At 45.5% G+C, this 11,946-nt stretch carries 10 protein-coding genes; 8 read left to right on the top strand and 2 right to left on the bottom strand.

What is annotated here, in order from left to right; genetic code table 11:
• Positions 1-244: 244 nt before the first annotated feature.
• Positions 245-1,045 (bottom strand): IclR family transcriptional regulator, encoded by an 801-nt coding sequence (locus ACODJP_RS00500; protein ID WP_422477360.1) that lies wholly within the window; start codon positions 1,043-1,045, stop codon positions 245-247.
• A gap of 360 nt (positions 1,046-1,405) precedes the next feature.
• On the opposite strand from ACODJP_RS00500, the gene ACODJP_RS00495 reads away from it, so the two are divergent.
• The 7 genes from ACODJP_RS00495 to ACODJP_RS00465 all read left to right on the top strand — a co-directional run bounded on the left by ACODJP_RS00495 (position 1,406) and on the right by ACODJP_RS00465 (position 9,289).
• Positions 1,406-2,734 (top strand): enolase C-terminal domain-like protein, encoded by a 1,329-nt coding sequence (locus ACODJP_RS00495; protein WP_422477358.1) that lies wholly within the window; start codon positions 1,406-1,408, stop codon positions 2,732-2,734.
• Positions 2,735-2,857: 123 nt separating this feature from the next.
• Positions 2,858-3,838: a tripartite tricarboxylate transporter substrate binding protein gene (locus tag ACODJP_RS00490; protein WP_422477356.1), complete on the top strand. Its 981-nt coding sequence runs from the start codon at positions 2,858-2,860 to the stop codon at positions 3,836-3,838.
• Between the two features lie 89 nt (positions 3,839-3,927).
• Positions 3,928-4,500: a tripartite tricarboxylate transporter TctB family protein gene (locus ACODJP_RS00485; protein ID WP_422477354.1), complete on the top strand. Its 573-nt coding sequence runs from the start codon at positions 3,928-3,930 to the stop codon at positions 4,498-4,500.
• Between the two features lie 12 nt (positions 4,501-4,512).
• Positions 4,513-6,009, top strand: coding sequence for a tripartite tricarboxylate transporter permease (locus tag ACODJP_RS00480; protein ID WP_422477352.1), 1,497 nt, complete (start codon positions 4,513-4,515; stop codon positions 6,007-6,009).
• 2 nt (positions 6,010-6,011) lie between these two features.
• Positions 6,012-7,352 (top strand): enolase C-terminal domain-like protein, encoded by a 1,341-nt coding sequence (locus tag ACODJP_RS00475; RefSeq protein WP_422477350.1) that lies wholly within the window; start codon positions 6,012-6,014, stop codon positions 7,350-7,352.
• A 21-nt stretch (positions 7,353-7,373) separates the two neighbouring features.
• Complete coding sequence (garR, locus tag ACODJP_RS00470; RefSeq protein ID WP_422477348.1) at positions 7,374-8,258, top strand: 2-hydroxy-3-oxopropionate reductase; 885 nt, start codon at positions 7,374-7,376, stop codon at positions 8,256-8,258.
• A gap of 134 nt (positions 8,259-8,392) precedes the next feature.
• Positions 8,393-9,289 (top strand): dihydrodipicolinate synthase family protein, encoded by an 897-nt coding sequence (locus tag ACODJP_RS00465; protein ID WP_422477346.1) that lies wholly within the window; start codon positions 8,393-8,395, stop codon positions 9,287-9,289.
• Between the two features lie 65 nt (positions 9,290-9,354).
• On the opposite strand, the gene ACODJP_RS00460 is transcribed toward ACODJP_RS00465, so the two are convergent.
• Positions 9,355-10,242, bottom strand: a complete 888-nt coding sequence (locus tag ACODJP_RS00460; RefSeq protein WP_422477344.1) for a DMT family transporter — start codon at positions 10,240-10,242, stop codon at positions 9,355-9,357.
• Between the two features lie 131 nt (positions 10,243-10,373).
• On the opposite strand from ACODJP_RS00460, the gene ACODJP_RS00455 reads away from it, so the two are divergent.
• On the top strand, positions 10,374-11,897 hold the full coding sequence (locus tag ACODJP_RS00455) for an aryl-sulfate sulfotransferase (protein WP_422477342.1): 1,524 nt from the start codon (positions 10,374-10,376) through the stop codon (positions 11,895-11,897).
• The last annotated feature ends 49 nt before the right edge of the window (positions 11,898-11,946 follow it).

The raw sequence follows: 11,946 nt of genomic DNA, 5'->3' as shown, positions 1-11,946 counted from the left end.
CCGCTACAAATTGGGAACTCAACCAAAATCATCGAAGAATCCCTTCTCCGATAACCGCACTGATATATATGTATGTATATAAATTCGGAAAGATCCTGTGAACAGTCAAGCGTTTGTTGCAAATATCACATACTACCTAAACTGATTTGGTTTTCTTGAGGGAGGGATTGGCAATGTTCTGAATGGTCTGCAAGCAAACTTTCGTTTTCTGTGCTCGTTCGGTAATGGATCCTAACGTTACCTGCTAGATAAGCCCGTCATGATAACCAGCCATATATGAGATCTTACGGGCTGTTTCTTGGACAGCAGGTATGGTATCTTCGATCTCCTGTACCGACATATAATTCTCAAAGGCGGAGAGGCTGATCGCAGCAATAATCTTTCCAGTTCTGTCACGAATCGGGGCTGCATTACAGTTGTCTTTAAGGATATACTCATTCCTATCTCGGGCTACCTGGTCCAAGCGTACCTTTTCCAATTCCAATTTTAACTCGGAAGGATCAACAATGGTTTTACTGGTGAAACTTTTGAGACCTTTTTTTGCAATAAGGTCATCCAATTGAGAGTCGTCCATTTCACATGTGAGCATTTTTCCCAACCCTGTACAGTGAAAGGGAAGGGCTTTACCCGGAGTGAAGTACGTCCTAGGAAGATTGAGACTGTCTATCCGGTCGACGACTAAGATCTCATCCAAATTGAATACGCCCATATTGATATTCGCCTTCGGATACTGGTTCCAGAGCAATTCGAGATATGGCATGGTAAGTTTTCTGATTTCCAGTGATACAAGTGCATTCCGTGACAGTTGTAGACTTTTAAGGGATGTAGCATATTGACCGGAATGATCATCTTTGACCATATATCCTGAGGCAACAAGACTTGCAAGAAGCCTGAAGGCCATGTTGGTATTGATGTCCAAAGAGTCGCATACGTCTTGAATGGAGAGAGGGTGCTCACGGGAAGCCGCCAGATCTAGGATCTGAAAACATCTCATAACCGATTTGATATTGTATTTGTCCGAATTGTTTGTCTCAGTATCTGCCATAATTATAAATTATACCTCATCATATTGAAAATTCAAAGTGGAAAAATAATAACTTTATAAAAATATATAAGTTGGTTTGATTTTTATAGCGTGCCTGATATGGTTTTTATTGTCAAGATGAATGGTTAATTATCTTTTCTGGTAATATTTATGCATAAATCGTAAGTAATTTACTAATTCAGCTCTAAAACTCGATGAAATATATAAATTAATAAGCTTTATATAAAATTATAAATAATAGATGAAAAATCAAATTAAAGTTGACAGAAATTAAAACAGCCGATACGCTTGCATGGGTGAGCCGGATTGATTCGCAATGGTCCTAGCGAGCCAGAAAAGAGTAACAGTTTGGAGGTAAACATGAAAACCCCTATCGTTGAATCCATGGAAGTTTTCCCAGTCGCTGGTCACGATTCCATGCTACTAAATCTCAGTGGTGCCCACGCTCCATTCTTTACGCGGAATGTCGTGGTGCTCAAGGACAGTGCAGGCAATATCGGAATCGGTGAAGTACCTGGAGGAGAGAAGATTACCAAGGCATTACTCGGTATCAAGCACTTGGTTGTCGGTACCTCGATTGGAGCGTATAAGAATACGTTGCTTTCCGTTCAGCAATCCATGTCAGGTAAAGATGATGACGTCCGTGGTGCCCAGACATTCGATCTTCGCACCGGGGTCCATGTAGTGACTGCTGTTGAAGCTCCATTGCTCGACCTTCTTGGAAAGCATCTGGGAGTTCCTGTCGCGGCATTGCTTGGAGACGGCCAAAGACGTGACAAAGTTAAAATGCTTGGATATCTCTTCTATGTAGCTGATCGGAAAAAGACCGATTTGCCATATATCGGAGAGGAAGATTCTTCGGTCGATTGGTACCGACTCCGACATGAAGAGGCTCTCTCGCCGGATGCGATTGTAGCGCTGGCGAAGGCAAGCAAGGACCTCTATGGATTTGACGATTTCAAGCTTAAAGGTGGTGTTCTTGCAGGAAAGGAGGAGATTGAGGCAGTCAGAGCCTTGAAAAAAGCATTCCCTGATGCACGGATTACCATTGACCCTAACGGTGGGTGGAAACTTGCCGAGGCAATTGAACTCTGTAAGGACCTCCATGATGTACTCACCTATTGTGAGGATCCCTGCGGAGCTGAGGGGACTTTCAGTGGTAGAGAGGTGATGGCTGAATTCAGAAGGGCTACCGGATTGCCGACCGCGACCAATATGATAGCCACAGATTGGCGCCAGATGGCCCATTCAATTATGCTCCAGTCAGTTGACATTCCTCTTGCAGATCCTCATTTCTGGACAATGGAGGGTTCTGTCAGAGTTGGCCAGATGTGCGACATGTTTGGACTCTCTTGGGGTTCACATTCAAACAACCATTTCGACATCTCTCTAGCTATGTTTAGCCATACTGCAGCAGCTGTTCCCGGGAAGCTGAATGCCATAGATACCCATTGGATCTGGCAGGAGGGAACTGAACGTCTTACGGTCGAACCATTGAAGATTGTGGATGGCTTTGTGACTATTCCCGAAAAACCTGGTCTAGGGGTCGATGTCGATATGGAACGTATCATGGTAGCCAATGCTCTTTACAACGAGCAGTGTCTCGGAGGTAGGGATGATGCGGTAGGTATGCAGTACCTCATTCCTGGCTGGAAGTTTGATTCAAAGAGCCCATGTTTGGTTCGTTAAATATAATAGGGTTATAAAAAATCAAATAATGTTTGACAATTATAAAATAGCATTATAGTATTTGTGAGTAAATCAAGAAAATACCTAACCAAAATTGGTAGGTACATTACACGGAGGAAGAAAATGAAGAAATTACTCGTTTTGCTTATGGTCCTTTTCCTTGCTCTCTCATTCGTAGGTGCACAGGGACAGGAAGAGGGTGCTCCTGCGGATGCTGTAGAAAAGTATCCATCACAGGCAATCAATTTGATCGTACCGTACGCTGCAGGTGGTAACTCGGACTTCAACGCCCGTGCCATTGCGAAATATCTTCCCAAGGTTCTCGGCCAGCCTGTTGTTGTAACCAACGTTCCCGGAAGCGGTGGAACAATCGGTGCTGCCCAGGTCAAGGATGCAAAGGCTGACGGTTATACCATCTTGGTGCACCAGCTCTCCCTTTCAATTGCCGAGGCTGCAGGAATGGCTGACTATGGTATCCAGGATTTCGAAATGGGTTCGGTATTCTCCAAGGCTTCTCCTGAAGTATTGGTCTCTCTCGCCGACGCTCCTTTCAACAACACCGAAGAGCTCATCGCTTATTCCAAGAAGAACCCTGGTAAAGTCAAGTTGACTGCTAATACCGGTGCTTCGACCATGTGGATTGCAATCGGTTTGACGAATGCCGGCGCAGACTTGAACATCGTTTCTTCTGGTGGTAGTGGTGAAAGACTTCAGTTGGTTTTGGGTGGACATGCCGATATCGTTCCTCTTAACTACAGTCAGATCAAGGATTATGTCGACAATGGAACATTGAAGATCGTCGCTAGTGCTAGTAACAGCCGTTCCGAATTGATCCCCAACGTGAAGACCCTTCGTGAGTCTGGTGTCAGTGCCGGTTATGACTATCTCAACACCATGATCTTCCCCAAGGGTACCGACAAGGCAATCGTGGAGAAGTTCTCTAACGCAGTTGGCGAAATCATCAACAACAACGAAGAGTACAGAGCAGAAATGAAGAAGGCATTCCAGCCACCCACATGGATGAATGTCGAAGATTCTAATGCACACTGGTATACCGAACGTGATGAGCTCATGGCCATCAGTGACGTGCTCCAGGGCAAATAAACCTATACCTGATCACCATCAGGTACGAATAACTGGCCTGGAATTGTTTCAGGCCAGTTCAATGTCTATCGAATAGGAGCTTAACTGAAATGAACAGTGATTCAAAAAAAGAACTGGGAGTAGGAATATTCTTCTTGGTTCTGTCAGTCGCCTATATGATCGGAACGACAACCATTTCGACATTTACTCCGTTCGGGAATAGAGGCCTGGATTCACGTTCAGTTCCTCTCCTGATAGGGCTTCTCGCAGGGATTTTGTCATCCATCCAGATTATCACGATCCTAGTGAAAGAACATAAGATGAAAATGACTTCATCCGCAGATCCTGTCGATGAGGTGCAAGAAGTCTGTGATCCTGATGAAGTCGCGTGTGTCGATACGCCAAAGGGGACTGTCATACAACGGATCGACTCCATTTTACCGGTGAAGCTAATTCTTTCCCTGTTGTTCCTTATGATCTATATCGTAGCGTACCAGAAGGTGGGATTCATACTTTCGAGTATTTTTTTCCTCATGAGTGAGTCCCTCTTGCTGGTAAAAGACGAAGAGAGGAAAAAATGGAGAACGTTCATCATTCTCTTCTCCATTGGCGCATCGGTAGTAATTTATTTCGTTTTCACGAAATATCTTTCACTATTTCTTCCCAAAGGGATTCTAGGATAGGAGAAGAGTTATATGTTTGAGTTGATACTATCTGGTTTTGCGGCGGTATTCGCCGATCCCATGAGTATAGGAATGGTTTTCCTTGGAGTAATGGTCGGAATCATTTTCGGGGCTCTTCCGGGTCTCACCGTTGTGGCAGGCTTATCGATGTTCCTGCCTGTCACTTATGTGATGGCAAGCAATGTCGGTCTATCGATGCTTACCGCCATATATATCGGAGGAACTTCGGGTGGACTTATCTCTGCGATCCTGCTCAATATTCCGGGTACTCCCGCATCTATCGCGACTACTTTTGAGGGGTCCCCGATGGCCAAGAAGGGTTTGGCAGGAAAGGCTCTCGGATTAGGTGTTTTCGCTTCATTGGTTGGAACATTGATCGGAGTCATCGTTATGACTCTGCTTTCACCGACCTTGGCTATCCTCACATTGAAGTTCGGACCTTGGGAATATTTCACAGTTACATTCTTCGCACTGACCCTCATTTCCGCACTTACCGGAAAATCTATAGTAAAGGGTTTACTCAGTGCCTTGTTCGGAATGATGTTCGCTACGATCGGACTCTCTCCCATCGATAGCGCTAGACGATATACTTTTGGAAGCTTGCAGCTCACCAGTGGTTTCCACCTTCTGGTGGTACTCGTCGGGCTGTATGCGATCAGCGAAGTGTTTTCTTCCGCATCTTCCAAGCGCCCTCCGGTCAAGGTCCTCAATTACAAGATGAAGGGGTTGGGCTTTTCATTGCATGATCTGAAAGGCAACTGGATCAATCTCATCCGCAGTTCCCTCGTAGGTCTAGGTATCGGTATCCTTCCCGGTATTGGTGGTTCGACAAGCAACATCATTGCATATTCGGTCTCAAAGAATGCAAGCAAGCATCCGGAAAAGTACGGAACCGGAATACCCGATGGTATCATAGCCTCCGAATCAAGCAACAACGCCTCCATAGGTGGTGCGATGATTCCCCTGCTGACCCTCGGTATCCCGGGAGATGGAGCGACTGCGATCCTCCTCGGTGGATTCATGCTCCATGGTATGGTTCCAGGCCCACTCCTTTTCCAGCAGAACGGAGATCTGGTCTACAATATCTTCGGATCCATGTTGCTAGCCACCGTATTCATGGCAATCATGATGTGGGCAGGAATGAGGATGTTCGTAAAGATACTCAAGGTTCCCACCCATATTCTGGTACCCCTCATCGTTGTTCTCTGCAGTATCGGAGCATACGCACTGGGTAATAGAGTCTTCGACATGTGGGGATTGCTGTTGTTCGGTGTTATCGGCTTGCTGATGTCCCGATTTAAGATCCCTGTACCTCCATTCATCCTTGGATTCATTCTCGAGGGTGCATTGGAAACCAATTTGCGACGTGGGTTGGAATATTCCAACGGTAATTTCTGGGAAGTGTTCACCCGGCCTATCAGCGGCATGTTCCTTCTCCTCACCGTGCTATCGCTCGCAACGACTTTGATCAAACAATATCGTGCATCGAAACGAGCTAAAGGAGTTTGAAAATGGGTAAGAAGGAGACATTTCCTGTTGTAACTGAAATGTTGGTGATTCCTGTCGCAGGTAATGACAGCATGTTGCTATCTCTCAGTGGAGCACATGCTCCGTTCTTCACACGCAATATTGTTATATTGAAGGATTCATCTGGAAACACCGGTCTGGGAGAAGTACACGGTGGTGAGGCAATTACTCAAGCACTCGAGGAATCAGTTCCATTTGTCGTAGGTCGACAGATCAGCGAGTATCGCTCGATTCTGAAGACTCTCACCGATAGGCATAACACCCGTTCACGTAATAGTGAAGGGCTGCAAAACCTCTCATTGGCTAATCTGAAGGATGTAGTCCATTCGGAGACTGCGGTAGAGAGTGCATTGCTAGATCTCTGGGGTAAATTTCTCAATATGCCGGTTTGTGAATTACTCGGAGACGGTAGACAACGGGACGACGTTGTTGTTCTTGGATATTTGTTCTATCAAGCGGATAAAAAGAAGACAGACCTTCCCTATATTGATGAGAGTGCCAGTGACAATCCATGGTTCCGAGTCAGACGTAACGCGGCTATGGATAGTAGTGCAATCGTCGAACAAGCTCAGGCATTAAAAGAGTATTACGGATTCAAAGACTTCAAACTGAAAGGTGGGGTTTTGGAAGGCGCGAAGGAGATGGAGGCTGTAGAGGCGCTTGCCTCCCGTTTTCCCGATGCTAGGATCAATATCGATCCCAACGGTGCATGGAAGTTGGATGAAGCGGTAGCACTTTGTAAGAGTAGTAGCCTTACCTATGCTGAGGACCCATGTGGAACAGAAGCTGGGTATTCCGGAAGGGAGACTATGAGCGAATTTAAGATGCGCACTGGTATTCCGACCGCTACCAACATGATTGCTACCGATTGGAGACAATTCTACCATGCAGTGGGTCAGAAGGCTGTCGATATCGTTTTAGCCGATCCCCATTTTTGGACAATGTCCGGATCCGTACGGATAGCCCAGGTCCTCAACGATTGGGGACTTACATGGGGCTCCCACTCGAATAATCATTTTGATATCTCCCTAGCGATTTTCGCACATTGTGCGGCAGCCGCACCAGGAAATATCACAGCGATGGATACCCACTGGATCTGGCAGGATGGCCAGTACATTACACATAATCCGCACCAGATAAAAGACGGTAAGATCCATGTTTCGGATGCACCTGGACTGGGTATTGATATCGACATGGATGCGGTCATGAAAGCACATGAGGTATATACGAAGCTTCCTTTCGGAGCAAGGAATGATGCTGTAGGAATGCAGTACCTTATTCCAGATTGGAAATTCGACAGCAAGAAACCTTGTATGGTCAGATAATTATTTTAAGGAGTTGTATATATGAAGATTGGTTTTATTGGATTAGGTATCATGGGTAAGCCCATGGCGAAGAATCTTTTGAAAGCAGGACACGATGTAGTTGTCTTCGATATCATGAAAGCAAATGTGGATGAATTAGTCACCGCTGGCGCAACAGCGGGTTCTTCTTCCGCAGATGTCGCATCACAGGTGCCATTGGTTATCACCATGCTTCCCAATAGTCCCCACGTAAAGAGTGTTGTCATGGGAGAGAAAGGTGTTCTAGAAGGAGCCTCAGCTGGACTCAAACTCGTTGATATGAGCTCTATCGCTCCTCTTGCTAGTCAGGAAATTGAGAAGGCTTGCGCCGCAAAGGGTGTTAAAATGCTCGATGCACCAGTCTCAGGTGGAGAACCCAAAGCTATAGATGGTTCATTGGCTATCATGGTTGGAGGTGATAAAGCGCTGTTTGAGGAATTGAAAGACATTCTTCTTGTAATGGGTGCTTCTGCTGTCCATTGTGGCACTATCGGTGCTGGAAATACTACCAAGTTAGCAAATCAGATTATCGTAGGGTTGAATATTGCAGCAGTGGCAGAAGCCTTTACCATGGTGAAAAAAGCAGGTGTGGATCCACAACTTGTGTTCGAAGCAATCAAGGGTGGTCTGGCTGGTTCGACAGTCATGAATGCAAAGGCTCCCATGATGATCGAGGGTAATTTCAAGCCTGGATTCAAAATCGATCTCCATATCAAGGATTTGGCGAATGCTATGGATACTGGTCACGGTGTTGGCTCTCCTCTTCCTTTGACTGCAGCGGTCAGAGAGATGATGGAGACTTTGCATGCCGATGGATTCGGACAGGATGACCATAGCGGACTTGCTAAGTACTACGCAAAAGTTTCTGGAACCAAGATCGGAAAATAGTTGGTAACGAAGACCTAGGACAAACCCTAGGTCTCGGAGACGAAGATGCATGCTTCGCCCTTCGGGGCGAAGAGGCTATCACATGTTTCCTGCCCTCGCTTCATGAGTAACTACGAAATACCGGAGGATTGATTATGGACACCGATTTCATCAAGGGCATTATCCCACCAATTGTCACACCCGTCGATGCTGACGAGAAGATTGATGAAAAAACTCTTCGAAAACATATCGACTATATGATCGATGGTGGAATTTCAGGCATCCTGGCCTTTGGCTCAAATGGTGAGTTTTATATGCTCGATGAGGCAGAGATGGAGAAGGTTCTCCGGATCATTCTCGATCAGGTCAAAGGAAGAATTCCCGTCTACATGGGTGTGGGGGCAATACGTACGAGTACCTGTATTCGGCTCGTCAAGATGGGTGCCCGGCATGGAGTAGATGGGGTTTCCATTCTTCAGCCAATGTTCCTCAAACCAAGTGAAGATGAGCTAAGAACCCATTTCAGATCGATCGCCAACGCGGTCTCTGAATTACCGGTGCTCCTATACAACAACCCTGGTCGAACCGGATATGGTATTAGTCAGGAGACGGTAGAGGATCTTGCTCACTCTTTGCCGAATTTGGTAGGAATGAAGGATTCCAGTGGCGATATGACACAAACCATGGAGTTTATCCGTAGAAACGCCGATGTCGGATTCAGAGTCATGTGTGGTAAAGATACACTTATTTACGCAGGGCTTTCAGTAGGAGCGGTAGGAGCTGTTTGTACGACTGCAAACTTCGTGCCGAAACTAGTCTGTTCAATTTATGATAAATACGTGTCTGGAGATTTGCCTGGTTCTCTCGAAGCACAATACAAACTCAATCCCATCCGATTGCAGATGGATAAATCGAGTTTTCCTGTAGCTACCAAGGATTATGCTAATCTGTTGGGATTGGGAGTAGGGAATCCAATCCTACCCAACAAGCCATCGACTGAAAAGCAACTGTCCGGCCTACGCGATCAATTGGGGAAAGCCGAATATCTCTAGAATCCCAAACGGGATCGCACTATGGCTGCTGCTGGAGTCGAAAGACCTAGGTGGCAGCCTAAATTTTACCGTGTCCGCTTTTTTGCGTAGAAGAGCAATACCGCACCGGAGATGATAATCATACCGATTACGCTGTAGAGGTCAGGAGAGTCGTTTACCATGACAATCCAACTCAATACCGCTCCAAGAATAGGATTGAGGAATTTGAGCATATTCAGGTCCGAAATCTTTACTTCGGGTCTTTGGATGAGTCCGTACCAGATGGAAAATCCTATCGCAGAGACCATGCTCAACCACAATAGGCTAATATAAAAGGTAGAGGGAAGGTTAAAATCCATCATTCCTTCCACTGGAATCGATATAAGGAATAGAGTTGCTCCACCGATGAAAATCTGTGCAGAATTCAATTTCATGGGATCGTATGGTTCGGTATTCTTTTTAAGCACTACTTGTAACAAAGATTCGCTAACTGCCGCTATAAGCATGAGCACAATACCCAAGACCTGCAGATCTCCCGTTTCCGGGGTGGAGTTCCTACTCAAGCTAATGATCGCAATTCCGCCTACAGCTGCTAGGAGACTGAAGATCTTTCTTCCGTTCAGATGTTCGTTGTGTAAGAAAATGTGGGCAGATACTGCGGAAAATAAAGGGATCGCTCCAACAATAATAGCTGCGATAGATGCGGGAATCTGATCGATACCATAGTAGTATAAGGCATAGAACAGAGAGGTCTGGAGGACCGATGTCTTGAGGACCAATTTCCAATGTCTTACCGTATGCATGACAAGACCTTTAGGATCATGTAAAAAAAGTGCAAGAAGGACGCCAGCTAGCATGAAGCGGATACCGGCGAATGCCATGGGAGTAGCATAAGAGAGACCACTTTTTACTCCGATGAAAGCTGTAGACCATAAGATTACCGGTATAAGTGCAAGAAGGTATATTTTTTTCATTTGGATTGACTATAGGTCGATTTGTCTTATTTTTCAAGGCGAGAGTTACCATGTCATAGTAAGCTTTTTCCTTGGTTGTGGATCTTGGGAGATGTTGCGAAGGAGTAAGGATTCTTGTACAGTCTCTTTCCATGAAGAAGAAACAACTACAGTTGGGTTTTTTGGTCATCCTGATAGCAGGAGTAATTGGTATCTCTCTCCTGCTTTTCCAGTCAGTCCGGATTTCGGCAAAGCTTGCCGAACGTGCGCCTCTCAGTGCATTGGCTATAGTCGATACTCGAAAACCGACTCAGGCGACACTTCGTGTCCATGGCTGGAACGACGATGATATAGTCGTCACCTTCGCACCTTTTTCCACCCACCATGAAATACCTATTTTAGGACTCTATCCCGACTTTGCTAATCGAGTGGATTTTGTATTGGTTACAGAGGATGGTAAGATCTATGAGAGGAGTCTTACGCTCCGGACGGAACCACTACCTTCCGCGTATCCAGAAATTAAGGTGCAGCGATTGCTTCCTGATCAGATAGCAGAAGGTATGACGTTCCTTCATCTGGGGCATTATGATGAAAATGGGAATTTCTCATCATTGCCTTCAGCTATTGATGGGTACGGAAATGTCCGTTGGTATTACGATGGAGAAATCGGCCATATTCTGCGTCAGCTTGACAATGGGAATCTGCTCATTCAGGGGAGCATTTCATCGACAAAACCCGATAACCTGCTTTTTGAAATCGATATGTTGGGTAGAATGATCGCTACACGAGCACAAGTACCAACAGGAATCCACCATGATCTGACAATCATGGAAAATGGCAATTTTTTGATCCTGAGTACTGCTCCAAACTCTTTCGAGGACGGAGTGGTGGAAGTAGATAGAAATACTGGAGAAATCGTGAAGGGGTATGATTTCAGGGCAATTCTCGATCAACAACGACCTCCACAACCGAGAAATCTGGAGCCTGCCGACTGGCTGCATCTTAACGGAATCGACTATACTCCAACCGATTCGAGCTTTATCGTCTCTGGAAGGGATCAAAGTGCTGTAGTGAAAGTGGATGTGAAAACCGGAGAGCCTATATGGATATTGGGTAACCATGAACACTGGGAAGAACCCTTTACAAGTTACTTACTAGATCCGCTAGGGGAGGGGTTTACCTGGCAGTGGGGGCAACATGCTCCAATGTTCCATCCTGAGAATACCAGCAGGATCTTAGTCTATGATAATGGTAATGAACGTTCATATTCAGATCCTGTAGCTCCCCGAGAGAATTTTTCCCGAGCAGTGGAATTTGAGATTGATGAACAAGATATGACCGTAAGACAGGTTTGGGAATATGGGAGAGAACTCGGTTCTGAAACATTCACCCCTTTCATTGGAGATGCTAACTATTTAGCTAATGGCAATAGATTAATCTGTTTTGGAGGAATAACCCGCAATCTAGACGGAGAACCAGTAGAGTTATTTGATTTCGCTAATAATACACTCAATCCCATGAAAATATCGGCAAGGATAGTGGAAGTAACACACGATTTTCCTGCGAAGGAGGTACTGCGTATATCCATATCGAATGACGATAGTGAATCCTACGAAGGATATCGCAGTTATCAAGCCGAGCGGTACCCTTTATACCATCATAGCTTGCTCGATTAAGTGTTCATTTACCAAGATCTCTCCATGCTACTATTTCAATCGGTTTGTT

Source organism: Pleomorphochaeta sp. DL1XJH-081, assembly GCF_049310885.1.
GTDB lineage: Bacteria > Spirochaetota > Spirochaetia > Sphaerochaetales > Sphaerochaetaceae > CAYZJV01.
This window is presented reverse-complemented; position numbering and strand designations above follow the sequence as displayed.